The organism is Caulobacter sp. CCUG 60055 (genome assembly GCF_022750545.1).
Lineage (GTDB): Bacteria > Pseudomonadota > Alphaproteobacteria > Caulobacterales > Caulobacteraceae > PUIC01.
In genome coordinates this window covers 41,030-65,025 of record NZ_PUIC01000004.1, presented here as the reverse complement: position 1 = coordinate 65,025, position 23,996 = coordinate 41,030, and the positions used below count along the sequence as shown (strand labels likewise).

25 protein-coding genes are annotated in these 23,996 nt (G+C 71.8%); 21 read left to right on the top strand and 4 right to left on the bottom strand.

From position 1 onward, the window contains the following. Positions 1-44 precede the first annotated feature (44 nt). From C5708_RS08250 to C5708_RS08220, 7 genes are all read left to right on the top strand, one after another. Positions 45-641: a flagellar basal body-associated FliL family protein gene (locus C5708_RS08250; protein WP_242919818.1), complete on the top strand. Its 597-nt coding sequence runs from the start codon at positions 45-47 to the stop codon at positions 639-641. A 29-nt stretch (positions 642-670) separates the two neighbouring features. After that, a complete protein-coding gene (gene fliM / locus C5708_RS08245) occupies positions 671-1,738 on the top strand; it encodes a flagellar motor switch protein FliM (RefSeq protein ID WP_242919816.1) in 1,068 nt (355 codons plus the stop codon). Then, a complete protein-coding gene (locus tag C5708_RS08240; RefSeq protein ID WP_242919814.1) occupies positions 1,735-2,331 on the top strand; it encodes a DUF6468 domain-containing protein in 597 nt (198 codons plus the stop codon). The genes fliM and C5708_RS08240 overlap by 4 nt, the downstream gene beginning before the upstream one ends. Beyond that, the gene (locus tag C5708_RS08235; protein WP_242919812.1) at positions 2,328-3,146 is read left to right on the top strand and encodes a MotE family protein; all 819 of its coding nucleotides are present in this window, start codon (positions 2,328-2,330) and stop codon (positions 3,144-3,146) included. The genes C5708_RS08240 and C5708_RS08235 overlap by 4 nt, the downstream gene beginning before the upstream one ends. A 7-nt stretch (positions 3,147-3,153) precedes the next feature. Next, a complete protein-coding gene (locus C5708_RS08230) occupies positions 3,154-6,141 on the top strand; it encodes a tetratricopeptide repeat protein (protein WP_242919810.1) in 2,988 nt (995 codons plus the stop codon). Between the two features lie 23 nt (positions 6,142-6,164). Beyond that, a complete protein-coding gene (locus tag C5708_RS08225) occupies positions 6,165-6,614 on the top strand; it encodes a GNAT family N-acetyltransferase (protein ID WP_242919808.1) in 450 nt (149 codons plus the stop codon). A 91-nt stretch (positions 6,615-6,705) separates the two neighbouring features. After that, positions 6,706-7,818 (top strand): serine hydrolase domain-containing protein, encoded by a 1,113-nt coding sequence (locus C5708_RS08220; protein ID WP_242919806.1) that lies wholly within the window; start codon positions 6,706-6,708, stop codon positions 7,816-7,818. A 10-nt stretch (positions 7,819-7,828) separates the two neighbouring features. Here C5708_RS08220 and fliP read toward each other — a convergent pair whose 3' ends face one another. Both fliP and C5708_RS08210 read right to left on the bottom strand, forming a co-directional pair. Next, a complete protein-coding gene (fliP, locus tag C5708_RS08215; protein ID WP_242919804.1) occupies positions 7,829-8,623 on the bottom strand; it encodes a flagellar type III secretion system pore protein FliP in 795 nt (264 codons plus the stop codon). Continuing rightward, the gene (locus C5708_RS08210) at positions 8,620-8,922 is read right to left on the bottom strand and encodes a flagellar biosynthetic protein FliO (protein ID WP_242919802.1); all 303 of its coding nucleotides are present in this window, start codon (positions 8,920-8,922) and stop codon (positions 8,620-8,622) included. Before C5708_RS08210 ends, fliP begins: the two co-directional genes overlap by 4 nt. Positions 8,923-9,032: 110 nt before the next feature. Here C5708_RS08210 and flgB point away from each other — a divergent pair, with 110 nt between their 5' ends. From flgB to C5708_RS08180, 6 genes are read left to right on the top strand one after another with little or no spacing between them, the layout of a single operon-like run. After that, positions 9,033-9,449, top strand: a complete 417-nt coding sequence (gene flgB, locus C5708_RS08205) for a flagellar basal body rod protein FlgB (protein WP_242919800.1) — start codon at positions 9,033-9,035, stop codon at positions 9,447-9,449. Between the two features lie 18 nt (positions 9,450-9,467). Continuing rightward, positions 9,468-9,890, top strand: a complete 423-nt coding sequence (gene flgC / locus C5708_RS08200; protein ID WP_242919799.1) for a flagellar basal body rod protein FlgC — start codon at positions 9,468-9,470, stop codon at positions 9,888-9,890. Between the two features lie 11 nt (positions 9,891-9,901). Beyond that, positions 9,902-10,219, top strand: coding sequence for a flagellar hook-basal body complex protein FliE (fliE, locus tag C5708_RS08195; RefSeq protein WP_242919797.1), 318 nt, complete (start codon positions 9,902-9,904; stop codon positions 10,217-10,219). Positions 10,220-10,234: 15 nt separating this feature from the next. Then, entirely contained in the window at positions 10,235-11,002 is a 768-nt protein-coding gene (locus C5708_RS08190) for an enoyl-CoA hydratase/isomerase family protein (RefSeq protein ID WP_242919795.1), read from the top strand. A 21-nt stretch (positions 11,003-11,023) separates the two neighbouring features. Next, on the top strand, positions 11,024-11,800 hold the full coding sequence (locus tag C5708_RS08185) for an ABC transporter ATP-binding protein (RefSeq protein WP_242919793.1): 777 nt from the start codon (positions 11,024-11,026) through the stop codon (positions 11,798-11,800). Then, positions 11,793-13,349 (top strand): ABC transporter permease/substrate-binding protein, encoded by a 1,557-nt coding sequence (locus C5708_RS08180; protein ID WP_242919791.1) that lies wholly within the window; start codon positions 11,793-11,795, stop codon positions 13,347-13,349. The genes C5708_RS08185 and C5708_RS08180 overlap by 8 nt, the downstream gene beginning before the upstream one ends. Before the next feature lie 24 nt (positions 13,350-13,373). On the opposite strand, the gene C5708_RS08175 is transcribed toward C5708_RS08180, so the two are convergent. Further along, a complete protein-coding gene (locus C5708_RS08175) occupies positions 13,374-13,703 on the bottom strand; it encodes an SMR family transporter (RefSeq protein ID WP_242919789.1) in 330 nt (109 codons plus the stop codon). 165 nt (positions 13,704-13,868) lie between these two features. On the opposite strand from C5708_RS08175, the gene fliQ reads away from it, so the two are divergent. The 7 genes from fliQ (at position 13,869) to C5708_RS08140 (ending at position 20,832) form a co-directional block, all read left to right on the top strand. After that, positions 13,869-14,135, top strand: a complete 267-nt coding sequence (gene fliQ, locus C5708_RS08170) for a flagellar biosynthesis protein FliQ (protein ID WP_242920128.1) — start codon at positions 13,869-13,871, stop codon at positions 14,133-14,135. 2 nt (positions 14,136-14,137) lie between these two features. After that, complete coding sequence (gene fliR, locus C5708_RS08165; RefSeq protein ID WP_242919787.1) at positions 14,138-14,893, top strand: flagellar biosynthetic protein FliR; 756 nt, start codon at positions 14,138-14,140, stop codon at positions 14,891-14,893. A 9-nt stretch (positions 14,894-14,902) separates the two neighbouring features. Further along, the gene (flhB, locus tag C5708_RS08160) at positions 14,903-15,988 is read left to right on the top strand and encodes a flagellar biosynthesis protein FlhB (RefSeq protein WP_242919785.1); all 1,086 of its coding nucleotides are present in this window, start codon (positions 14,903-14,905) and stop codon (positions 15,986-15,988) included. Positions 15,989-16,087: 99 nt separating this feature from the next. Beyond that, positions 16,088-18,217: an ATP-binding protein gene (locus C5708_RS08155; RefSeq protein ID WP_242919783.1), complete on the top strand. Its 2,130-nt coding sequence runs from the start codon at positions 16,088-16,090 to the stop codon at positions 18,215-18,217. A gap of 144 nt (positions 18,218-18,361) precedes the next feature. Continuing rightward, on the top strand, positions 18,362-19,858 hold the full coding sequence (locus C5708_RS08150; RefSeq protein ID WP_242919781.1) for a DUF885 family protein: 1,497 nt from the start codon (positions 18,362-18,364) through the stop codon (positions 19,856-19,858). A gap of 162 nt (positions 19,859-20,020) precedes the next feature. Next, positions 20,021-20,440, top strand: a complete 420-nt coding sequence (locus C5708_RS08145) for a hypothetical protein (RefSeq protein WP_242919779.1) — start codon at positions 20,021-20,023, stop codon at positions 20,438-20,440. 8 nt (positions 20,441-20,448) lie between these two features. Beyond that, a complete protein-coding gene (locus C5708_RS08140; protein ID WP_242919777.1) occupies positions 20,449-20,832 on the top strand; it encodes a hypothetical protein in 384 nt (127 codons plus the stop codon). Between the two features lie 24 nt (positions 20,833-20,856). Here the strand turns inward: C5708_RS08140 and C5708_RS08135 are convergent, their stop codons facing one another. Beyond that, positions 20,857-22,479, bottom strand: a complete 1,623-nt coding sequence (locus tag C5708_RS08135; protein WP_242919775.1) for an EAL domain-containing protein — start codon at positions 22,477-22,479, stop codon at positions 20,857-20,859. Between the two features lie 246 nt (positions 22,480-22,725). On the opposite strand from C5708_RS08135, the gene recA reads away from it, so the two are divergent. Next, complete coding sequence (gene recA / locus C5708_RS08130) at positions 22,726-23,790, top strand: recombinase RecA (RefSeq protein ID WP_242919773.1); 1,065 nt, start codon at positions 22,726-22,728, stop codon at positions 23,788-23,790. Positions 23,791-23,996 lie beyond the last annotated feature (206 nt).

Genomic DNA, 23,996 nt, shown 5'->3' with positions numbered 1-23,996 from the left:
AACTGGGGCGCCGCGCGCTGGCGCGCGGTCCCGCGGCGGGCGAGATGGCGAAGAGCAAGGCGAAGCAGACCGAGGCCGAAGCGGACGCCCAGGCGGGCGACGGCGCTGAGGGCGGCGAAGGCGGCGAGGGCAAGAAGAAGCTCCCGCTCAAGCTGCTGATCATCGCCGGCGTCGCCGCGCTCGTCGTGCTGGGCGGCGGCGGGGCGGCGGCCTTCCTGCTGCTGGGCCACAAGCCCGACGCGGCCCACGCCGAGAAGGCCAAGCCCAAGCCGAAGAAGAAGGACGAGAAGGGCGGCGACGCCAAGACCGTCGGCCAGGTCCGCGAGGGCCCCGACGGCGTGGTGTTCTACACCTTGCCGGACATCGTCGTGAACATGCAGACTGCCGACGGCAAGCCGACCTTCCTCAAGCTGAAGCTGACCTTCGAGCTGCCGGACGCCTCGGTGGTGGAGGTGCTGGAGCCCAACGCGCCCCGGCTGCAGGACATGTTCCAGACCTTCCTGCGCGAACTGCGCCCCGAGGATCTGCAAGGCAGCCAGGGCAGCTACCAGCTGCGCATGGAGCTCAAGCGCCGGGTCGATCTGGTGATCGCTCCGGCCAAGGTGAACACGGTCCTGATCGAGGAGATGCTGATCAACTAGGGCCCCGGCCCGTCGTTGAGCATGACCCCATGGCGGAAGACTTCGACCAGGCCATGGCCCAGTGGGCCTCCGAGAACGCCGATCCGGGCGCGTCGCCCGCCGGCGCGCCCGGATCGGAGCGCATCCTCAATCAGGACGAGATCGACAGCCTGCTCGGCTTCGACCTGTCCGAGGAGGACGCCGCCGAGCGCACCGGCGTGCGGGCGATCATCAATTCGGCCCTGGTCTCCTACGAGCGCCTGCCGATGCTGGAGATCGTCTTCGACCGCCTGGTGCGGTTGATGACGACGAGCCTGCGCAACTTCACCAGCGACAACGTCGAGGTCAGCCTCGACAACATCTCGTCGATCCGCTTCGGCGACTATCTCAACTCGATCCCGCTGCCGGCCATCCTGTCGGTGTTCCGCGCCGAGGAGCTGGACAACTACGGCCTGCTGACGGTCGATTCCAACCTGATCTATTCGATCGTCGACGTGCTGCTGGGCGGGCGTCGCGGCACGGCGGCCATGCGCATCGAGGGCCGCCCCTACACCACCATCGAGCGGGTGCTGGTGCAGCGGATGGTCGAGGTGGTGCTGGCCGACGCCAAGCAGGCGTTCGAGCCGCTGACCCCGGTCAGCTTCCGCCTGGACCGCCTGGAGACCAATCCGCGCTTCGCCGCCATCGCCCGGCCGGCCAACGCCGCCATCCTGGTCAAGCTGCGCATCGACATGGAGGACCGCGGCGGGCGCATCGAGCTGCTGCTGCCCTATGCGACGCTGGAGCCGATCCGCAAGATGCTGCTGCAGCAGTTCATGGGCGAGAAGTTCGGCCGCGACAACATCTGGGAAAGCCACCTGGCCACCGAGCTGTGGGGCGCCCAGACCGAGGTGCGGGCCGTGCTCGACGAACAGCAGATCAGCCTGCAGCGCGTGCTGGAGCTGAAGGTGGGCGACACCCTGATGCTCAACGCCACGCCCGACAGCCTGGTCGAGCTGCGCGCCGGGGCGGTGCCGCTGACCCGCGGGCGCATGGGCCGCCGCAACCATCATATCGCCGTCCGCGTCGAGGCGCCGCTGTCGCCCTCGGCCAAGGCGGCGTTGCAGAGGTTCCGATGAGCATCGTCTCCCTCGGCATGAACCTGCTCCTGGCCGGGCTGCTGATCGCGGCCCTGGCGTTCGGCTGGCGGCTCGACCGCAAGCTCAAGGCCCTGCGCGAGGGGCACGCCGGCTTCGCCAAGGCGGTGGCCGACCTCGACGCGGCGGCGGCGCGCGCCTCCACCGGCCTCGCCGAACTGCGGCGGACGGCCGACGAGGCGGCCGACATCCTCGGCGGCCGTCTGGCCGTGGCCCGGGACCTGACCGACAAGCTGGAAAAGCTGATCGCGCGGGCCGAGCGGAGCGGGGTCAAGGTCGAGCCCGCCGCGGCGCCGGCGTCCGGGTCGGCGCGCGCCGCCCCGCCGCCCGCAACGCCCCAGGCTGCGCCGCATCGCCCCGAGGCCGACGCCGAGGCCCTGGCCGAATCCCTGGTGCTTCGCCTGACGCGCGACGACATCGCCCCGCGCCCCGCCGCCGCGCCGCCCGCGCCGCCTGCGCCTCGGGCGGCCGCGCCCGTCGCGCGGACGCCGGCGGCGACCGTCGACGAAGACCTGTTCGACGGCCCGGCCGAGCCGGCGCTGCGCCTCACCCCCCTCCGCGGAGGTCGCCGATGACCCGCATTCCCCGCATCCTGCCCCTGATCGGCGTCGCCGCCGGCGGCGTCCTGGCCATCAACGCCCTGGGCGGCGCCAAGACCCTGCCCGGCATGGTCTCGGGCGCGCGGGCATGGGCCGAGGGCGCGGTCGGCGCCCAGAAGCCCGCCGCCAAGCCGGAGGACAAGCCGCAGGCGGCCTCGGCCGCCGACGCCGCCAAGCCCGTCGCTGCCGTCGCGCCGGCCAAGCCGCCGGCCCCGGTCTGCGCGCCGACCGCCGCCGAGCTGGCCAAGGAGGCGGGCCTGTCGCCGGCCGAGCTGCGCGTGCTGCAAAGCCTCGGCGCCCGCCGCAACGAGCTGGACGGCCGCGAGAAGGACATCGACCTGCAGATGCAGCTGCTGGCCGCGGCCGAGGCCAAGCTGGACGCCAAGATCAAGACCATGAACGGCCTCAAGGGCGAGATCCAGGGGCTGCTCGGCCAGGCCGACGCCAAGGCCGACGCCGAGGCCGACCGGCTGGTCACCGTCTATTCGGCGATGAAGCCCAAGGACGCGGCCGCCCGCATGTCGCTGCTGGACGACAGCGTCCGCCTGCCGATCGCCGCCAAGATGAAGGAGCGGGTCCTCTCGGGGGTGCTGGCCCAGATGGCGCCGCAGGACGCCCGCGACCTGACGGAGAAGCTGGCGCACCGGCTCAGCAAGGCCCAGTCGGTGCTGCAGGCCAAGGCCGCCCTGGCGCCGGTCGCCGCCGCTGCGCCCGCCGCGGCTTCGCCGCAGGCCCAGGCCCAGGCTCCGGCCGCCGCCTCGCCGGCCGCCGCCAAGGCCAAGGCGCGCTAAGGCGCCCATGGGCCTGCGCTCCGCCTTCCGGTCGGGCGTCGCCGCGGCCTGCATCGCCGGGCTGGCCGCGCCCGCGTGGAGCGCCCCCGGGGGCGAACCCGCGCCGCGCAAGGCGGCGGGGCCGCAGGTCCGCATCGCCCAGGCCGCCGACTTCTCGCGCCTGGAGTTCCACGGGGCCGCCCCGGTCGTCCGCCGCGACGGCCAGACCCTGACGCTGCGCTTCGCCGGTCCAGGGCCGGACATTTCGCAGTTGCGGGTGTTCCCGCCCAAATGGCTGAAGTCGGCCGAGCTGCGCCGCACGCCCGCCGGCGCCGAGGTGGTGCTGACCCTGGCCGACGACGCGGACTACAAGGCCGGCCAGGCCGACGGCGCGGCCTTCGTCAACCTGTTCCAGAAACGCGCCGACCCCGCCCGTCCGCAGGCCGCCAAGGCCGAAGCGCCGCCCGATCCCGCCCCCTCGCTCACCCTGGCGCGCACCGCGCGGCCCGATCCCACGCCGGCCGGCGGCGTGGTGCGGATGGAGCCGGAGCTGTCCGACCAGCAGGTGCTGCTGCGCTTCACCTGGAAGAACCCGCCGGGGGCGGCGGTCTTCCGCCGGGGCGAGGCGATCTGGGTGGTGTTCGACGCCCGCGCGAAGCTGGACATTAGCAAGGCGCCGCACGGCATGCGCCAGTTCACCGGCATGCGCGCGGTCGAGGGCGCGGACTTCACCGCCCTGCGCATCGCCGCCCCGGCGTCGACGGCGGTCAAGGCTGTCGGCGAGGGCGCGACCTGGACCATCGCGCTCGGCCCCGGGCCGCAGCCGTCGCCCGACCTGGTGAAGATCTCGCGCGACGAGGAGCAGACGGCGGCGGCGCTGTCGGCGGCCATGGCCGGCGCGACCAAGGTGGTGTGGCTGGACGATCCGGTGGTCGGCGACCGCATCGCCGCCGTCACCGCGCTGGCGCCGTCCAAGGGGCTGCCGTCGCGCCGCGAGTTCGTCGAGATGGCCCTGTTGTCCTCGGCGCAGGGGCTGGCCATCGAGCCCTACGCCGCCGACGTGGCGGTGGCCTCGGACGGCGATCTGGTGCGCATCGGGCGGCCGCAGGGACTGGCCCTGTCGCCGGCCTGGGCGGCGGCCAAGAAGGAGTCCGCCGCCATCGGCGCGCCGCAGCCGACCTCGATGCCGGCCCTGGTCGATTTCGACGGCTGGTCCAAGACCGGTTCCGGCGGCTTCATGGCCCGCTACGACGCCTTGCAGGACGCCGCCGCGACCGAGACGGCCCAGCCCAAGCCGGCGGGCGGCAAGGCCGCGCCGGTGACGGCGCGCATGGCCCTGGCCCGTTTCCTGATCGGCTCGGAGCTGTCCTACGAGGCGATCGGCGCGCTGAACCTCGTCGGCCGGGTCAACCAGCAGATGATGGGCGATGCGGAGTTCCGCGGCCTGCGCGGCGCGGCCAAGACGATGGCCGGGCGCTACAACGACGCGGAGCTGGATTTCGCCAGCCCGGTGCTGACCGGCGATCCGTCGGCGGCGCTGTGGCGCGGCTATATCGCCGTCCAGCTCGGCCGCTACGCCGACGCCCGCGGCGAGTTCGCCAACGGCGCCCGCGCCCTCGGCCTGTTCGCGCCCAAGTGGCGGGCGCGGTTCGCCCGGGCCGAGGCCGAAGCGGCGTTGCAGGGCGGCGACCTCGCCGGCGCCAGGACCGCCATCGACACGGCCTTGGCCGCCAAGGTCGAGCCGCTGGAGGAGCTGGCGGTGCGCCTGACCCAGGCGCGGCTGTTCGAAGCCCAGGGCGACAAGGACCGGGCGCTGCGGGTCTACGACGCCGTCTCCCGCGCGCCGCTGGGGGCGCTGTCGTCGCCGGCGGTGCTCAGGGCCACTCAGATCCGGCTGGACCGCGGCGACCTGACGCCGTTGCAGGCGGCCGGGCTCTATGACGGCCTGCGCTATCGCTGGCGCGGCGACGCGACCGAGCTGGAGACCATCCGGGCCCTGGGCCAGCTCTATCTCAATCTCGGCCGCTACCGCGAGGCGCTGGAGGCCCTGCGTTCGGCCGGGCAGCGCCTGCCCGACCTGCCCCAGGCGGTGCAGCTCCAGGCCGACCTCAACGCCGCCTTCCGCACCCTGTTCCTCGACGGCCAGGCCGACGGCTTGGAGCCGATCCAGGCCCTGGCGCTGTTCTACGACTTCAAGGAGCTGACCCCCATCGGCGCCGACGGCGACCTGATGGTCCGTCGCCTGGCGCGGCGGCTGGTCGACGTCGATCTGCTGACCCAGGCGGCCGAGCTGCTGAAGTACCAGGCCGACAACCGCCTCGACGGGGTGCCCAAGGCCCAGGTGTCCACCGACCTGGCGCTGATCTACCTGATGGACCGCAAGCCCGAGGACGCCCTGGGGGCCATCAACGGCTCGCGCACCACCATCCTGCCGGGCCCCCTGAACCTGGAGCGCCGCCTGATCAGCGCCCGCGCCCTGATGGAGCTCGGCCGCTACGACGCCGCCCTGGAGCTGATCGACGGCGACAAGTCGCAGGACGCCCTGGACGTCCGCGCCGAGGTGGCGTGGAAGATGCGCAACTGGGCCCTGGCCGGGACCACCTTCGAGAAGAGCCTGGGCGAGCGCTGGCGCAGTCCGGCCCCCCTGACCCCCGACGACGAAAGCAAGCTGCTGCGGGTCGGCGTCGCCTACAGCATGGCCGGCGACGACGCCGGCCTGACCCGGATGCGCGACCGCTACCAGGGGTTCGTGGCCGGCGCGCGCAGTCCCGACGCCCTGCGCGTGGCCCTGGCCGGCGCCGACGGCAGCCAGCTCGCCCCGGGCGATTTCACCAAGGTCACCACCGCCAACGACGCCTTCGCCGGCTGGGTGATCAAGATGAAGCAGCGTTTCCGCGACCGCCCCGCCCCGGTGGGGCCGGCCACGCCGCCAGGCGCCAAGGGACAGGCCGCGCCGCCGCCCAAGGGCGCGTCGCCGTCGAAGACCGCCCAGGCGGCCGCGCCCGCCCAGGGCTGAACCCGCAAACTCAAGGAACCCGCATGAGCGTCGAGGCGCGCGCCGCCGTCCTGGCCGATCTGGACGACCTGACCACGCTGTTCGACGGCTATCGCCGCTTCTACGGCCAGGCGGCCGATCTGGCCGGGGCCCGCGCCTTCGTCGCCGAGCGGCTGTCGACCGGCGATTCCGTCATCCTGATCGCCGTCGACGCGGCGGGGCGGGGCCTCGGCTTCACCCAGCTCTATCCCAGCTTCTCCTCGGTGCGCATGGCCCGCATCTATGTGCTGAACGACCTGTTCGTCTCGGAAGACGGCCGCGGCCTGGGGACGGGCCGGCTGCTGCTGGCGGCGGCCGAGGCGTTCGGGCGAAGCGCCGGCGCCGCCCGCCTGACCCTGTCGACCGCCGAGACCAACGCCGCCGCCCAGGCGTTGTACGAATCCGCCGGCTGGACCCGCGACACCGGCTTCCGCACCTACGAACGCGCGCTGTGATCCGTCCGCCTGCGCGGATGACCGAACCTTAACTTGGCCTGGTTCCCTGTCTCGCGCTCTGTGTCGCGCGACGATGTTCGAAGGGGGAACCATGCGACGACCCGATCGCCGACGCTTCATCGGCCTGGCCGCCTGCGGCGCCCTGGCCGCTTCCGGACGCGCCGTCGCCGCCGAGCCGGCCTACGACCTGGCCGCCGCCGGACGGGTGGTCGACGCCTTCGCCCGGGCCGAGCCGTTCTACGGGGTGGTGCAGTTCGGGCGGGCCGGGCGGATCGAGAGCAGCCGGGCCTTCGGCCTTCGCGACATCGAGGCCGGCGCGCCGATGCAGGTCGACACGCGGTTCTGCGTGGCTTCGGTCTCCAAGTGGTTCTCGTCGATCCTGGTGCTGCGGCTGGTCGACCAGGGGCGGCTGTCCCTCGACGCGCCGCTCACCGACGTCCTCGCCGACTATCGCGCCGACACCGGCAGGCGGGTCACGCTGCGGCGCCTTCTGTCCAACACCAGCGGCGTGCCGAACGGCTTCCTGACCGCCGCGCGGGCCGACGCGAGCCTGATGTCCAAGGCCGCGACCACGGCCGAGGCCGTGCGGCTCTACGCCTCCGGCGACCTCGCCTTCGAGCCGGGCGCGCGCTTCGACTATTCGATGACCAACTGGATCCTGGTCCGCGCGGCGGTGGAGCGCGCCGCCGGCGAGCCGTTCGAGACGGCGATGGAGCGGCTGGTGCTGAAGCCGCTGGGGCTGGCCGACACCGGCGCGCCCCTGGCCGCCGCCGGCCCCAGCCTGGCCGCCCCCTACCGGACCATCGCCCCGCCCGTGCGCAAGCCGTCGGTCGCCCCGGCCTTCGCCGTCGCCGGCGGCGGCTACTACAGCACGGCGGCGGATCTCGCCCGCGCCGCCGAGGCGGTGTTCCGCCCCGGCCTGCTGACGGCGGCCTCGCTCAAGGCGCTGACCACGGTGGAGGTCCCGGACGAGCACTATGCGCTCGGCGGCCGGGTCAAGACCCTGACCCTGAACGGGCGCGAGCGCCGCTTCGCCTGGGAGGCCGGCAATTCCGGCGGCTACAAGGCGGTGCTGGCCTGCGACCTCGACAGCCGGCGGACGCTGACGGTGCTGAACAACACCGACCTGACCCAGAAGCGGCTCGACCAGTTCGCCGAGGAGGCGCTGCGGGCCCTCTATGGCGACGGACCGGTCGCGGCCTAGGCCGGGGCCGCTATTTCGGGACCTGGTGGAAGCTCTCGACCAGCGAGCCGGCCACCAGCCGCCAGCCGTCGACCAGCACGAAGAAGATCAGCTTGAACGGCAGGCTGACCACCACCGGCGGCAGCATCATCATGCCCATGCTCATCAGCACGCTGGCGACCACCAGGTCGATGACCAGGAACGGCACGAACAGCAGGAAGCCGATCTCGAAGGCCCGCTTCAGCTCCGAGATCATGAAGGCCGGCGTCACCACCCGCAGCGGCGTGTCCAGGGCCTGCTTGGGCTTTTCGATCCTGGACAGGCGCACGAACAGGGCGAGGTCGTCCTGGTTGACCTGGCTGAGCATGAACTTCTTCACCGGCGCGGCCGAGGCGTCGAAGGCCTGGGGCAGCTCCATCTTCTTGTCGAGCAGCGGCTTGATCCCGGCGTCGTAGGAGGCCTGGAAGGTCGGGGCCATGACGATGGCCGACAGGAACAGCGACAGGCTGATGATCACCGCGTTGGGCGGGCTCTGCTGCAGGCCGAGCGCGGTGCGCAGAAGGCCGAGCACCACCACGATGCGGATGAACGAGGTGGTCATGATCACGATCGACGGCGCCAGCGACAGCACCGTCATCAGCCCGACCAGCTGGACCACGCGCTCGGTCAGGCCCGCCCCGGTGCCGAGGTTGATGTTGACCGCCTGGGCCGCCGCCAGCGCCGGGAAGGCCAGGCTGGCCAGGGTGGTCAGCAGGGCGATCAGCGCCGCGCGCCGGGCGTCGTCGGGATGCGGGGCGCGAAGGGCCTTGAGGACAGCGCGGATCACGCGGCGGGCTCCGGTGCTGGGGTTGGGGCGCGGGCGGGGGCGGTGGACGGCGTCAGCAGGCTGCCTTCGCCGAGCAGCAGCAGTTGTTCCCGGTCGTCGACGCGGACGAGGACCAGCCGGCGCTGGGGGTCGAGCATCAGGCTCTCGACCACCGCCAGGCGCCGGGTGCGGCCCCGCGCCGCCTGGAGCCGCTTGAGGGTCTCGGGGCCGAACCGGCGCGCGGCGACGGCGGCCAAGCCGATCAGGCCCAGCGTGACGGCCAACGCCGCGATGGTGCGGACGAGTTCGGCGAGAGGCATCGGGGGCGCGGGCTCGACGGTTCGGGAATCACCCCGGCGGGGGCGTCTTAACCGTTTGGACCCGTGGTCTTAATGCCTGGTTAACCCTGTTCGTTCACCTTTCGACGGCGATGGCGATCGACGACATTCCTCTGCTTTCGATGATCAAGGGGCGGCTGGGCTATCTGAACCAGCGCCAGCGGCTGATCGCGGAAAACGTCGCCAATTCCGACACGCCGGGCTTCACGCCCAAGGACCTCAAGCCCTTCACCTTCGACGCCCAGCTCAAGGCCGCCCAGGGCGCCGGCGCCGGGGTGCAGCCGGTGCAGACCAACCCGATGCACCTGCCGGGCTCGCATCCGGCCAGGAGCGGGTGGAAGGGCGCCGGCGGCCCCGATTCCGAGGTGACCCTGGACGGCAACAAGGTCGTCCTCGAGGACCAGATGATCAAGATGACCGAGGCGCGGATGAACTACGACGCGGCGGTCAGCTTCTACCAGAAATCGCTCGGCCTGCTGCGCACCGCCGTGCGCGCGCCGGGCAAGTAGGCGAGGGAGGCTTAAGCCGTGGCCGACGTCAAACCGCCGTCCCAGGCGACGATGGGCATCGCCTCTTCGGCCCTGCGCGCGCAGCAGCTGCGCATGCGGGTGATCGCCGAGAACATCGCCAACGCCAATTCGACCGCCCGCGCGCCCGGCGGCGATCCCTACCGCCGGCAGGTGCCGATCTTCCGCGAGCAGCGGGTCGCCGACGGCGGGGCCGGGGTGGCGATGATCCGGGCCGAGCCGGACCGCAGCGACTTCCGCCTGGAGTACGAGCCCGGCCATCCGGCCGCCGACGCCAAGGGCTATGTGAAGACGCCCAATGTCGACCCCCTGGTCGAGGCGCTCGACATGCGCGAGGCCCAGCGCGCCTACGAGGCCAACCTGAACGTGATCGAGACGGCGCGCAGCATGGAAAGCCGCACCCTCGACATCTTGAAGAAGTGAGGCGCTAGGCGATGGTCGCTCCCATGCTCGCCGCCAAGGCCTACGCGGCGGTCCAGGCCGCCAGCCAGCCGATGGGCGGCGCGGCCGGTCCGGTCGGCGCCCAGGGGGCGACGTCCGGCTTCGCCGACGTCCTGAAGTCGGTGATGACCGACACGGTCGGCGCCTCGCGCAACGCCGAAAAGCAGATGGCCGCCCAGGTGCAGGGCAAGGCCGATCTGGTCGACGTGGTCACGGCGGTGTCCTCAGCCGAGACCAGCCTGGAGACGGTGATGGCCGTCCGCGACCAGGTGATCTCGGCCTACCAGGAAATCATGCGCATGCCGATCTGACGGATCGGCGGACGCGTGTCGGACCACACCCTGCATCTCAGCCGGCCGGCGGCCCATGTCGCGCGCATCGAGATCGACGCGCCGCCGATGAACGCCTTGGGGCGCGGCCTGCGCGAGCGGTTCCTCGAGACGCTCGACGCGCTGGAGGCCGATCTCGACGTCCGGGCGCTGATCGTCACCGGGCGCGGCCGGGCGTTCTGCGCCGGCGACGACCTCAAGGAGGCGCGCGGGCGCGGCGAGGGCGCGGCCGAGGGCGTCGCCCACTTCGCCCGCCTGCATGACCGGCTGGAGGCGTTCCGCGCCCCGACCGTGGCGGCGGTCAACGGCCACTGCGTCGGCGGCGGGCTGGAGCTGGCCCTTTGCTGCGACGTCAGGCTGGCCGCGCGGGAGGCCAGCTTCACCTGCGCCGGGGTCAATGTCGGGCTGATGGCCTCGGCCTGGCGGCTGCCGCGCCTGATCGGCGTCGCCCGGGCCAAGGCGATGCTGTTGACCGGATCGCCCTGCGACGCGGCGGCGGCCGAGCGCGCCGGCCTGACCGCCTCGACCCATGCGGGCGAGGCCCTGGCCCAGGCCGCGCTGGACCTCGCCGTCCGCATCGCCGGCCGCGCGCCGCTGTCGGTGGAGGCGACCAAGCGGGTCGCCGGGCGGGCGCTCGACCTCGACGCGGACGCGGCCCGCGCGGCGGCCGAGCGCGAGATCGAGGCCCTGGTCCGGACGGCCGACCACGCCGAGGCGCTCGCGGCTTTCGCCGAGCGGCGCGATCCGGTGTTCCATCGGCGCTGAACGGCGGGCTAGGGTCTCGGCATGGGCGAGGCGATGATCGAGCTGGAGGGGATCGGCAAGGACTTCGGCGGGGGCGCGGTCCTCGACGGCGTCGACCTGCGTGTCGCGTCCGGACAGTTCGTCGCCCTGATCGGCGGTTCGGGCGCCGGCAAGACTACCCTGCTCAAGACCATCAACGGCCTGATCGTCCCCGACCGCGGCGCGGCGCGGGTCGACGGCCGGCCGGTGGCCGGCGCGCCGGGGCACGAGCTGCGCCGCAGCATCGGCTACGTGTTCCAGGACGTCGGCCTGTTCCCGCACATGACGGTGGCCGAGAACATCGGCGTCACGCCGCGCCTGCTCGGCTGGACCCGGGAGGAGATCGCCGCGCGCGTCGAGGAGCTTCTGGCGCTGGTCGCCCTGCCGGCGGACCACGCGTCGCGCCCGCCCTCGGCGCTCAGCGGCGGCCAGAGGCAAAGGGTGGGCGTGGCGCGGGCCCTGGCCGCGCGGCCGCGGCTGATGCTGATGGACGAGCCGTTCGGGGCGCTGGACCCGGTGATCCGCGACGCGCTGGGCGCCGACTATCGCCGCCTGCACGACGGCCTCGGTCTGACCACGGTGATGGTCACCCACGACGTGACCGAAGCCCTGCTGCTGGCCGACCGCATCGTGGTGCTGGGCGCAGGCCGCGTGGTCGCCGACGGGCCGCCGGCGGCCATGCTGGCCGACCGCACGCCGTCCGTCCGGGCCCTGATGGACGCCCCGCGACGCCAGGCCGAGCGGCTGTCGGCCCTGTTGGCGGAGGCCGGGCATGGATGAGCGTCTGGCCGCCGCCTGGCGGCAGCTGCCCGACTTCCTCGGCTGGCACGTGCTGCTCAGCGCCAGCGCCCTGGCGCTCGGGGCCCTGGTCAGCCTGCCGCTGGCCGTCGCCGCCAGCCGCCATCCCCGGCTGCGCTGGCCCGTGCTGGCCGGCGCCGGCCTGATCCAGACCGTGCCCAGCCTGGCGCTGCTGGCCCTGTTCTTCCCGTTGCTGCTGGCCCTGTCGAACCTGGCCAAGGCGCTGTTCGGCGTCGGCTTCTCGGCCCTGGGCTTCCTGCCGTCGCTGCTGGCGCTGGCGCTCTATTCGATGCTGCCGATGCTGCGCAACACCTCGGCGGGCCTGGCCGGCGTGGCCCCGGCCCTGACCGAGGCGGCGCGCGGCGTCGGCATGACCGACCGCCAGATGCTGTTCGAGGTGGAGCTGCCGACGGCCGCGCCGGTGATCATGGCCGGGGTGCGCACGGCGGCGGTGTGGACCATCGGCGCGGCCACCCTGTCGACGCCGGTCGGCCAGACCTCGCTCGGCAACTACATCTTCTCCGGGCTGCAGACCGAGAACTGGGTGGCGGTGCTGTTCGGCTGCGCCGCCTCGGCCGCCCTGGCCCTGGTCGTCGATCAGCTGCTCGGGCTGGCGGAGGCGGGGCTGGCGCGACGCGACTGGCGACGGATCGCGGCCGGGGCCGGCGGGCTGGCGCTGGCGCTGGCGGCCGCCGTCGCCCCGCTGGCCGTCCGGGCGCTCGAGCCCAGGCCCTACGTGGTCGGGGCCAAGAACTTCTCCGAGCAGTACATCCTGGCCGAACTGATGAGCCGACGGCTGGAACGGGGCGGCGCCCGCGTCGCGCGCAAGGAGGACCTCGGCTCGGTGATCGCCTATCGCGCCCTGGCCGGCGGCGAGATCGACGCCTATGTCGACTATTCGGGCACGCTGTGGACCACCGTGCTCAACCGCGACGACCATCCGCCCCGTGCGGTGCTGCTCCAGCATCTGGGCGAGATCCTGGCCGAGCGGGACGGCGTGCGGCTGCTGGGGCCGCTCGGCTTCGAGAACGCCTACGCCCTGGCCATGCGCCGCGACCGCGCGCGGGCGCTGGGGATCGCCAGCCTCGACGACCTCGCCCGCAAGGCCCCGTCCCTGACCCTGGGGGCCGACCTCGAGTTCCTGTCGCGGCCGGAGTGGCGGACGCTGAAGGCCGCCTACGGCCTGCGTTTCAAGACCCAGCGGCAGTTCCAGCCGACCTTCATGTACCGCGCCCTGGCCGGCGGCGACGTCGACGTGATCACCGCCTTCTCCAGCGACGGGCGCATCGCCGCCGACGACCTCGTGGTGCTGGCCGATCCGCGCGGGGCCATCCCGCCCTACGACGCGGTGATCCTGATCTCGCCGCAGCGGGCGGGCGACCGCCGGCTGATCGACGCGCTCGGGCCGCTGGTCGGCCGGGTGTCGGTCGAGGCGATGCGACGGGCCAACTACAGCGTCGACCGCGACAAGGGCAAGGTCGCGCCGGCCCAGGCGGCGGCGGCGCTGGAGGCCGGGCTGGGCGGCCGGTAGGGCGCGCCCCGGACGCGTCGCGCCCTAGTGCGCGCCGGCCTTGGAGAAGAGGTTCATCACGGCGACGCCGGCGACGATCAGCGCCATGCCGAGGATCGCCGGCGCGTCCAGCTTCTGTCCCTGGAACAGCCAGGCGATCAGCGAGATGAGCACGATGCCGACGCCCGACCAGATGGCGTAGGCGACGCCGGTCGGCACGGTCTTGAGCGTCAGCGACAGGCAGTAGAAGGCGACGCCGTAACCGACCGCGGTGGCGATGCTCCAGCCCGGCCTGGTGAAGCCTTCCGACAGCTTCATCGACGAGGTCGCCGCGACCTCGGCGACGATGGCTATGGCGAGGAAGAGGTATTTCATGGTCGTTCGCTACCACACGGATTGCGGCGGAAATGCGGCGGGGTTTCGCCGTCCGCGGCGCGGTTTCCACAGGCGCGCGTTAACCTTCGTAGCGGTTCGTTAACCATAGCCGGCAGATTCTGCCGCCCTGCCGAGCAGGCGGTTCAAGCGTATGGGTGAGGGGCCATCATGAGCGGCGCCGAGGTTCTGGACGTGGGGCGGGACGCCATCTGGCTGACCCTGCAGCTCTGCACGCCGATCCTGGTGGTGGGGCTGGTGGTCGGCGTCGGCGTCGGCCTGTTCCAGGCCCTGACCCAGATCCAGGAGCAGACCCTGGTCTATGCGCCCAAGATCCTGGCCATCTTCCTGGCCCTGCTGGTCTTCCTGCCGCTGATGGGCGCCCTGATGGGCGGCTTCATGCGCCAGATCGCCGCCCGCATCGCCGGCATGTAGCGATGGAGAGCTACGCCACCGCCCAGCAGGTCTTCGCGGCCGGACTGGTGTTCGCCCGCGTCGGGGCGCTGGTCATGGTCATCCCCGGGCTGGGCGAGGCCTCGGTGCCGGCGCGCGTGCGGCTGTCCTTCGCCCTGCTGCTGGCCCTGTGCCTGGGGCCGATCGCCGCGCCGACCTTGCCGGCCATTCCGGAGGGGCTCGGCGGAATGGTCGGGCTGATCATCAAGGAGGCGCTGATCGGCCTGATCATCGGCACGGTCCTGCGCATGTTCCTGGGCTCGCTGGCGGTGGCGGGCGAGCTGGTGTCGTTGCAGACCCAGCTGTCCTTCGCCCAGACCGCCAACCCCCTGCAGGCCCAGCCGGGCACCACCATCGCCAGCTTCCTGTCGCTGTTGGGCGTGACGCTGGTGTTCGCCACCGGCCTGCATCGCGAGTTCATCGCCGCCATCGCCCATTCGTACACGCTGTTCGCGCCGGGCAAGGCCCTGCCGATCGCCGACGCCGGGGCCCTGGCGGTGCAGACCATGGGCAAGTCGTTCGCGCTCGGCGTGCAGCTCGCCGCGCCGGTGATCGTCTTCGCCCTGGTGTTCAACATCGCCACCGGCCTGATCGGCCGGGTCATGCCGCAGTTCCAGGTGTTCTTCGTCGCCACGCCGCTCAGCCTGCTGTTCGGCCTGTCGATCTTCGCATTGAGCCTGGGGGTGATCGGCATGGTCTGGGTCGATCGCTACAAGGCCCTGCTGCAGCTGTTCGTCTAGGGGAGCGCCGTGGCCGACGACAACGACGCCTCCTCCAAGACAGAAGAGCCGACACCGCGAAAGCTTGAGGAAGCCCGAAGGCGGGGCGAGGTCGCCAAGTCCCAGGACCTGCCCTCCTGGGCGGCGCTGGCGGCGAGCTGGGGCGTGATCGCCGTGGCCGGCGGCTGGCTGATCCGCGACCTCGTCGCCCAGCTCGTGCCGTTCGTCGCCCATCCCGAGACCTTCGACCTCAGCGGGACGGGCGGGGTGGCGGTGATGAAGCGGGCGCTGAACGCCGCCCTGCCGGTCATGGCCGCGGTGCTGGCCGCCACCGCCGTGGCGGGCGCGGCCGGCAACGTCGTCCAGCACGGTTTCCTGTGGTCGCCCGACCGGATGAAGCCGGAGCTGAAGAAGCTCAACCCGCTCGAAGGGTTCAAGCGCCTGTTCGGCCTGGACGGCGTCGTCCAGTTCATCAAGTCGCTGCTCAAGATCGTGCTGGTCTCGGCGGTGGCCTGGATGGTGATGAAGCCGCACGCCGGCGAGCTGGCCGGTCTGGCCGCCATGGACCCGCTGGCCATGCTGCCCTACGCCGGCGACGTGGTGCGGGCGCTGTTCTTCGGCGTTCTCGCCCTGCTCGGGGCCGGGGCGCTGCTCGACTGGATCTGGCAGCGCCAGCGCTTCATGCAGCGCATGCGCATGACCAAGGAAGAGCTGAAGGAAGACCACAAGCAGTCGGAAGGCGACCCGCACATCAAGGCCAAGTTGCGCCAGCTCCGCGTCGAACGCTCGCGCCGGCGGATGATGCAGAACGTGCCCAAGGCCACGGTGGTGGTGATGAACCCGACCCACTACGCCGTCGCCCTGCGTTACGAAGCCGGCGAGACGGCGGCGCCGGTCTGCGTCGCCAAGGGCCTGGACAGCCTGGCCCTGAAGATCCGCGCCGTGGCCGAGGAGGCCGGGGTGACGGTGGTCGAGGACCCGCCCCTGGCGCGGGCGCTCTACGCCGCCGTCGAGATCGACGAGACCATCCCCGCCGAGCACTTCCAGGCGGTGGCCAAGATCATCGGCTTCATCCTCAACGCGGCCAAGCCGAAGCCGTCCGCCCGTCCGCTATAGGCCCGGACAGGCGGATTCCGTGAATTTTGCGCGCAAAGGTATTCTTAATGGCTGATTCGCATGGCCTCCCGCCGACGCGGGCGAAGGAAAGCTGCCGCCATGACTGAACCCAAGATCCAGGCCGGCCGGACGCGCCGGTTCGAGCCGCTGATGATCGCGGCGGCCGGCTTTTTCGTGCTGGCGACCGCCTTCGCCGCCTGGCCCGCCCTGCGCGCCGGCGCGGCGACGGCCGGCGGGCTGATGCTGCTGGCCGGGCTGGCGGCGGTGGCCTTCCTGGGCCTCTACGCCTTCGGCCAGGGGCGCGACGCCGAGACCGGGCCGGAGGCGGCCGGCGACGCCCTGATCGAGGCCCTGTCGGAGCCGGCGGCGATCGCCGCCGCCGACGGCCGCATCCTGGGGGCCAATCCGGCCTGGCGCGACGCGGTCGGCGCGGGCGGCCGCCTGCCCAAGTCCGGCCCGTCCGCCGCCAGCCTGTTCTCGGCCCTGGGCGCGGCCCGCAAGGGCCAGATCGCCGACGCCGTGTTGCGGGCGGGCGAGCACGACCGGCCCGCTTCGGTGTCGCCGCTGGGCGGTCGCCGCTATCTGGTGCGCCTGACGCCGACCGCCGCGCCGCCGCTGCAGCTGACCTCGGCCCTCGACGCCGAGCTGACCATACCCGAGCGCGTCGGGGCGCCCGCGCCCGTCGTGGCCGCAACGACGCCCGCCGAGCCCCTGACCCTGGACGCCTTCGCCGCCGCCGCGCCCTTCGGCGCGGCCCTGCTCGAAGGCGGCGACCCGTTCGCCGCCACGATCGTGCAGGTCAATCCGGCCGTCGCCGCCATCGCCGGTCCGGCGGCGCAGGAAGGCGCGGTCTTCGGCGACCTGATCGAGCCGGCCTCGCGCATCGAGGCGGCCAACCGGCTGGCCGCCGGCCGGGCGGGCCCCGTCGAGGTGCGGCTGGCGACCGATCCCTCGCGCATCGCCCACCTCTACCTGACCCGCGCCGACGGCCGCTTCATCGCCTATCTGGTCGACGTCTCCGAACAGAAGCAGATCGAGCTGCAGCTGGCCCAGTCGCAGAAGATGCAGGCCATCGGCCAGCTGGCCGGCGGCGTCGCCCACGACTTCAACAACCTGCTCACCGCCATCCAGCTGCGCCTGGACGAACTGCTGCACCGCCACCCGGTCGGCGATCCCTCCTATGAGGGGTTGAACGAGATCCGCCAGACCGCCACCCGCGCCGCCGACCTAGTGCGCAAGCTTCTGGCCTTCTCGCGCAAGCAGACCGTCCAGCGCGAGACGCTGGAGCTGGGCGAGCTGATCAGCGAATTCGAGGTGCTGCTGCGCCGTCTGCTGCGCGAGGACGTGCGGCTGGAGACCGACTACGGCCGCAACCTGCCGCTGGTGCGGGCCGACAAGAGCCAGCTCGAGACGGCGGTGATGAACCTGGCCGTCAACGCCCGCGACGCCGTGCGCATGGCCGAGCGCCAGCCGGAAGGCGGCGGCGTGGTCAAGATCCGGACCGGCCGGCTGACCCACGCCGAGGCCGCGGCCCTGGGCTACGCCGACGAAAAGGCGGCCAAGGGCGACGTCGCCCTGATCGAGGTCGCCGACAACGGTCCCGGCATCCCGCCCGAGGTGATGACCAAGATCTTCGACCCGTTCTTCACCACCAAGCCGGTGGGCGAGGGCACGGGCCTGGGGCTGGCCACCGTTTACGGCATCGTCAAGCAGGCCGACGGCTGGATTCATGTCTCCTCGCGGCCCGGCCAGGGCGCGGCCTTCCGCATCTTCCTGCCGGTCTACGCGCCGCCGGCCTCCGCCGCTCCGGCCGCGGTCGAGCCGGTCAAGGCCAGGCCCGTCGCCCGCGACCTGTCCGGCGCCGGCCGCATCCTGTTCGTCGAGGACGAGGACGCCGTGCGCGGCGTCGCCGCCCGCCTGCTGCGCGCCCGCGGCTACGAGGTGATCGAGGCCTGCGACGGCGAGGAGGCCCTGCTGCTGGCCGAGGAGCACGCCGGCCAGATCGACCTCCTGATCTCGGACGTGATCATGCCCGGCATCGACGGGCCGACCCTGCTCAAGAAGGCGCGCGGCTATCTGGGTTCTGCGCCGGTGATGTTCATCTCCGGCTACGCCGAGGCCGAGTTCTCCGACCTGCTGGAGGGGGAGACCGGCGTGTCGTTCCTGCCCAAGCCGATCGACATCAAGACCCTGGCCGAGCGGGTCAAGCAGGAGCTGCGCGCCGCCTGACCGCGAGAGGAAATGCCCGCCGAGACGCGATCGGCGGGCATGTTACCGCGATTTAATCAGTCGTCGGGGAGAGCGGCTTGCTAGACGGCCCGTGCGGTCCTACCCCTTCGTTCCGGGAGAAACGATAAAAGGGGCGAAGGGCAGATGGGCGCCGACCGTAGACATTTCCTCATGGGCGCCGCCGCCACGGGCGCGGCCCTGGCCGCCGGTCCGGCTCTCGCCGCCAGGACGAAGGCTGGTCCCAAGGCCGGCCCCAAGGGCGATCCGGCGTTGCATCGCCTGCTGGACGCCTTCGCCGACGAAATCCTCGACGAAGCCCCCGAAGCGGCCACCAGCCTCGGCCTCGACAATGGCCGCCGCGCGGCGCTGAAGAGCCGGTTGAGCGACCGGTCCTGGGCGGCGGTCGAGAAGGGCGCCCAGGCCTGCGCCGACCGCCTGGGCCGGCTCAAGGCGCTGGAACGGTCGCGGCTCGGCGGCCAGGATCTCGTCTATTACGACTCCATGCTCTACGCCCTGCAGATGGGCCTCGAGGGCGCGCGCTTCGCCTTCGGCGACAACGCCTTCGACACGGTGGTGGCGGAGGGGACGACCCCCTACGTGGTCAGCCAGCAGACCGGCGTGTTCACCAGCCTGCCCGAGTTCCTGAACTCGCAGCACAAGATCGCGACCCGCGCCGACTGCGACGCCTATCTGGCGCGGGTCGAGGCCTTCGCCAAGGCGCTGGACCAGGAGACGGACCGGGTCCGGCGCGACGCCGGCGCGGGGGTCGTGGCCCCGGACTTCATCCTGAAGACGACGCTTGATCAGATGACGGAGTATCGCGGCCAGAAGGCCGCCGAGACCGGCCTGGTCAAGTCCCTGGCCGAGCGCGCCAAGGCCAAGGGGATCGCCGGCGACTGGGCGGGCCAGGCGGCGGCGCTGGTTTCCGACAAGGTCTTCCCGGCCCTCGACCGGCAGATCGCCGAGGTCAAGGCCGCCCAGGCCAAGGCCAGGCACGACGCCGGCGTCTGGAAGCTGCCGGACGGCGAGGCCTATTACGCCTGGCTGCTCAAGGTCGGCACCACCACCGCGCTGAACGCCGACGACATCCACAAGATGGGCCTGGAGCAGAACCGGGCCATCGAGTCGCGGATGGACGCGCTGCTCAAGGCCCAGGGCCTGACGCAGGGAACCGTCGGCGAGCGCATGCAGGCCCTGGCCGACCCAGAATATGCCCAGGGTCAGGAAGCTCAGCAGGTAGGTGACGAAGCGGGGGGCGAGCCCGACCAGCGCGCCCCAGAGCTGGGCCTCGCCATGGATCGGCGTGTGGGCCGGCACCCGGATCTCCAGGACGATCAGGGTCATGGCGATGGCGAACAGGCCGTCGCTGAGGGCGGCGATCCGCTCCAGGCTGCCGCCTGCGAACAGGTTGTAGGATTTGCGCATGGCCATGCCCCCTGTGCGGTCTCCACCCAAGACCGGCCGAACCCCCACTTAAACCCGGTAAGGCGGCCGGCCGCCAGCCTCGGACGCGGGACGGGCGGCCGTCAACGGCCGATCGCCGGCGCCGGATTGACAAGGAAATGGCCGGATTGCAGAAATGCTCGAGGTTCACGTCAGGTTGTGTCGTCGGGAGCGGCGATGCGATCCGACGCCTTTTAAGCGCCAAGGCGCCGTCCGGCCGGGCCGGCGCGAGCGGCGTTCAGATCGCCAGTCCAGATCGCAGTGTTGTTACGCGGCTTAGCGTTGTCGCCGGCATGCCGAGGGATCGGCTGCATCTCAGGCTTTGGGGGGCGGATGGGATTTCCCGGGCGTTGGTGTCTGATGTTGTCCTGCGGCCTGGCCGCCGGGTGCGTGTCGTTCACGCCGGACTACAGCGAGGACCTTTACGGCAAGCTCTCCGACGTCGCTTCGCAGCTGACGAAGGTGCAGGCGCAGCTGTCGACGAGCCCTGGCCGGAAGGTCGACTACGCGAAGGTCGAGCCCTACTTCGTCGCGGCGCTCGCCGACATCCAGCAGTCGCGGGAGATCACCGAGGCCGCCGCGCTCTACGCCAAGGGCAGGCGCAGCCAGAACGCCACGCAGGAGCTGAACCAGATGATCGAGCTCTGCCAATCGGCGATCGAGACGGACCGGGCCTACTACGCGGCGAACGGTCAGTCCTCGAACGAGGCGGACAACATCAAGACCGTCAAGGACACCTGTTCCGTCGCGCGGAACGTCGAAGCCATGATGAAAAGGTAGGGGCGGTCATGCCGACGGGCGCGGCGAACACCAACGACGTCACGGACCTGGCGCACTACAAGCCGGCCGATGCGAAGGCGTTGCTCAAGGGGCTCTCCAGCGTGGCGATCGCCGCGGCGGGCGCGGCGTGGAACGCCCTGGAAGCCGACGTGACCGCCCACCTGACGCTGATCGCGCAGCAGACGCTCTCCACCCAGGCGAAGCTGGCGGCGAACGACATCTCGGAGAAGGAAGCCGACCATACGATCAGCCTGCTCCAGCTCAATCTGAACGCGGTGCTGCTCGAGGCGAAGATCGTGCCCTACATCGTCGGCCAGAAGGTGCTCGACGCGGTGTTCGGCGTGGTCAAGGCGGTGATCCGGAACTACACCGGCGTCGACCTGAACTTCTAGCCTCCCTGGCGAAACGGCAAAGGCCTAGCCCCAGGTCTCCACCGCGCCCTGCCGTCGCGCGGCGGGACGCGCGCCGCCGCGCGGAGCCGGCGGGGTGGGCTGTTCCGAAGGCTGGCCATAGAGCCAGCCCTGGGCGAAGTCGATCCCGGCGCGGCGGACGGCGTCCTCGACCTCCGGCGTCTCGACCATCTCGGCCAGGCTCTTGACCTTCAGCTCGTTGCACATGTGGGCGAGGTGGCGGACGAAGGTGGATTCCCGGGCCCCGTGCTGGAGCTCGCGCACGTAGCGGCCGTCGATCTTGACCACGTCGATGGCCAGGCGGCGCAGGCTGTCCAGCGAGGCCGCCCCGGCCCCGAAGTCGTCGAGGCAGATCTGCACGCCCTTGTCGCGCAGGGCGCGCAGGTGGCGGTCGGCCTGAGGCAGGTCGTCGATGGCGTAGCTTTCGGTGAGCTCGATCATCAGCTGGCCGGCGGTCGGGGCGGGCTGGTCCAGCAGCTTGAGCACGCCGTCGATGAAGGCGGGGCTGGTGATGGTGCGGCCCGACACGTTGACGGCGATCTTCAGGTCGCCGCCGGCCTCCTGGGCCAGCCGCCGGGCCGCCTGCTCGATCACGGCCCGGTCGAGCTCCTCGATCAGGTCCAGCTCCTCGGCCATGCGGATCAGGGGGAAGGGGCTTTCGTCGCCGGTGAAACGGACCAGGGCCTCGTAGTGGTGGACCGCCCCCGACTTCAGCTCGACCACCGGCTGATAGACCAGGCGGAACCGGCGCTGGGCCACCGCCGCGCCCAGGGCGCCGGCCTTGTCCAGGGTGCGGCGGATCGACTGGTTCAGCACCTCCGACAGGCTCTGCGGCGCGCCGAGCTGGGCGCCGTCGCGAATGAAGTCGTCCAGCACCATGCGGATGGCCCGCACCACGCGCGTCGGCGAGGCCTCGCCCTCCAGCGGCACCAGCCGGGCGGTGGCCTTGACGTCGAGCGGCCGGCCGTCGGCCGACAGCATCTGGCTGAGCCGCGCCGCCAGACCTTCGGGGGCTTCGGCGCCCTTGGGCCGCAGCAGGGCGAAACGGTCCTCGCCCAGCTTGGTGGCGCCGGCTCCGCCGTGAGACTCGGCGCGCAGCGCGCCGGTCAGCCGCCGGCTCAGGGCCGCGCCGACCTCGGCCGGCAGCGATCCAACCGCCTGGCTGAGGCCGGCCATCTCGACCAAGGCCACCTCGAAATCCTGTCGCGAGGCCTGCCCGGCCTCCAACGCCGTCTTGACCAGATCCTCGAAGCCGCGGCGGTCGGGCAGGGACGCGGGCGGTCCCGCCGCGGCGTGCGGCGCGAAGGTCAGGGCGCAGGAGGTGCGCCCGCCGTTCTGGGGCAGGCGGAACGCCGACAGCTGGGCCGCGCCCTGGCCGGCCAGGGCGACCGTGACCGGGCCGCGCCGCCCGCCGTCCCCCAGCCCGGCGAACAGGGCCTCGGCCATCGGCCGGTCGGCCTCGGCGATCAGGTCGCGCCAGGGGCGGCCGATCAGGGCGGTCTCGCCGCCCGGGGCCAGGGCGGCGGTCGCGCCGACGGCGAAGGACAATCGTCCCTCCGCGTCGATCTCGAACAGGGCGTCGGCGCTGGCGAAGGCCAGTCCCAGCAGGCGGTGCGGGTCGAGCGGCAAGGCTTACATCCCCCAAGGTCGGCCCACTCTGCGGAGCGAAGGTTTAAGCTGCCGTTTCTCCCGCCGGCTTGAAAAGCCGCGATCGGACACGCTGTGCGGGCGTCGCGTCGCGATACCCGTCATGGCGACGAGAACATCTTGCGAACATGGAACAAAGCAGGTACGGTCCTGTTGATCGGCGGGGCGTCCAAGGCGGGGCGACGTCGGATCGCGGTTTTCAGAATCGTGGGATAAGGACGCCTTCGGATGAGCCAATCGGTGTTGAGACTCGTGGGAAAAGAAGAAGGGGATAAGCAGCGCGCGCTCGAGGCCGCGCTGGCCCAGATCGACCGGGCGTTCGGCAAGGGCTCGGTCATGAAGCTTGGCGACAAGGGCAAGGCGGTGGAGATCGAGTCGGTGTCGACCGGCTCGCTCGGCCTTGACCTCGCCCTGGGCATCGGCGGCTTGCCGCGCGGGCGGATCATCGAGATCTACGGTCCGGAAAGCTCGGGCAAGACGACGCTGGCGCTGCACGTGGTGGCCGAGGTCCAGAAGGCCGGCGGCACCGCCGCCTTCGTCGACGCCGAGCACGCGCTCGACCCGTCCTACGCCCACAAGCTGCACGTCAATCTGGACGAGCTGCTGGTGTCGCAGCCCGACACCGGCGAGCAGGCGCTGGAGATCACCGACACCCTGGTCCGTTCGGGCGCGGTGGACGTCATCGTCATCGACTCGGTGGCGGCCCTGACGCCGCGCGCCGAAATCGAGGGCGAGATGGGCGACAGCCTGCCGGGCCTGCAGGCCCGGCTGATGAGCCAGGCGCTGCGCAAGCTGACCGCCTCGATCTCCAAGGCCAAGACCATCGTCATCTTCATCAACCAGATCCGCATGAAGATCGGGGTGATGTACGGCAGCCCCGAGACCACCACCGGCGGCAACGCGCTGAAGTTCTACGCCTCGGTGCGCCTGGACATCCGCCGCACCGGCTCGGTCAAGCAGCGCGACGAGATCGTCGGCAACAACGTCCGGGTCAAGGTGGTCAAGAACAAGGTCGCCCCGCCGTTCCGCGAGGTCGAGTTCGACATCATGTACGGCGAGGGCATCTCCAAGCTGGGCGAGATCATCGACCTGGGCGTCAAGGCCGGCGTGGTCGAGAAGTCGGGCTCGTGGTTCTCCTACAACAGCCAGCGCATCGGCCAGGGCCGCGACAACGTCCGCGAGTTCCTCAAGAACAATCCGGACCTCGCCCGCGAGATCGAGACCGCCGTGCGCAAGAACGCCGGCATGATCGTCGAGGAGCTGCTGGTCGGCGGCTCGGAGGCCGACGAATAGGCCGGATAAGCTGAAGCGACGGCCGTCGGCGCGGGCGCAACCCCGCCGAACCGCGCCCACGCCGCCCTGACGGCCGTTGTGACGGAAGGACGCCCGAAGCGATCGGCTTCGGGCGTCCTTTTTCGTTATGGCTTCGCGCGGGGCCCGGGCGCGGATAAACGTCGCTTGGCTAAACCTGCTTGGCTTTTCTATATGAGCGCCAAGTT

Excerpts from the sequence above, each read along its gene's own strand:
- C5708_RS08250 (WP_242919818.1), top strand. The coding sequence starts at position 45 with ATGGCGAAGAGCAAGGCGAAGCAGACCGAGGCCGAAGCGGACGCCCAG.
- fliM (WP_242919816.1), top strand. The coding sequence starts at position 671 with ATGGCGGAAGACTTCGACCAGGCCATGGCCCAGTGGGCCTCCGAGAAC.
- C5708_RS08240 (WP_242919814.1), top strand. The coding sequence starts at position 1,735 with ATGAGCATCGTCTCCCTCGGCATGAACCTGCTCCTGGCCGGGCTGCTG.
- C5708_RS08235 (WP_242919812.1), top strand. The coding sequence starts at position 2,328 with ATGACCCGCATTCCCCGCATCCTGCCCCTGATCGGCGTCGCCGCCGGC.
- C5708_RS08230 (WP_242919810.1), top strand. The coding sequence starts at position 3,154 with ATGGGCCTGCGCTCCGCCTTCCGGTCGGGCGTCGCCGCGGCCTGCATC.
- C5708_RS08225 (WP_242919808.1), top strand. The coding sequence starts at position 6,165 with ATGAGCGTCGAGGCGCGCGCCGCCGTCCTGGCCGATCTGGACGACCTG.
- C5708_RS08220 (WP_242919806.1), top strand. The coding sequence starts at position 6,706 with ATGCGACGACCCGATCGCCGACGCTTCATCGGCCTGGCCGCCTGCGGC.
- C5708_RS08210 (WP_242919802.1), bottom strand. The coding sequence starts at position 8,922 with ATGCCTCTCGCCGAACTCGTCCGCACCATCGCGGCGTTGGCCGTCACG.
- flgB (WP_242919800.1), top strand. The coding sequence starts at position 9,033 with ATGGCGATCGACGACATTCCTCTGCTTTCGATGATCAAGGGGCGGCTG.
- fliE (WP_242919797.1), top strand. The coding sequence starts at position 9,902 with ATGGTCGCTCCCATGCTCGCCGCCAAGGCCTACGCGGCGGTCCAGGCC.
- C5708_RS08185 (WP_242919793.1), top strand. The coding sequence starts at position 11,024 with ATGGGCGAGGCGATGATCGAGCTGGAGGGGATCGGCAAGGACTTCGGC.
- C5708_RS08180 (WP_242919791.1), top strand. The coding sequence starts at position 11,793 with ATGGATGAGCGTCTGGCCGCCGCCTGGCGGCAGCTGCCCGACTTCCTC.
- C5708_RS08175 (WP_242919789.1), bottom strand. The coding sequence starts at position 13,703 with ATGAAATACCTCTTCCTCGCCATAGCCATCGTCGCCGAGGTCGCGGCG.
- fliR (WP_242919787.1), top strand. The coding sequence starts at position 14,138 with ATGGAGAGCTACGCCACCGCCCAGCAGGTCTTCGCGGCCGGACTGGTG.
- C5708_RS08155 (WP_242919783.1), top strand. The coding sequence starts at position 16,088 with ATGACTGAACCCAAGATCCAGGCCGGCCGGACGCGCCGGTTCGAGCCG.
- C5708_RS08150 (WP_242919781.1), top strand. The coding sequence starts at position 18,362 with ATGGGCGCCGACCGTAGACATTTCCTCATGGGCGCCGCCGCCACGGGC.
- C5708_RS08145 (WP_242919779.1), top strand. The coding sequence starts at position 20,021 with ATGTTGTCCTGCGGCCTGGCCGCCGGGTGCGTGTCGTTCACGCCGGAC.
- C5708_RS08140 (WP_242919777.1), top strand. The coding sequence starts at position 20,449 with ATGCCGACGGGCGCGGCGAACACCAACGACGTCACGGACCTGGCGCAC.
- recA (WP_242919773.1), top strand. The coding sequence starts at position 22,726 with ATGAGCCAATCGGTGTTGAGACTCGTGGGAAAAGAAGAAGGGGATAAG.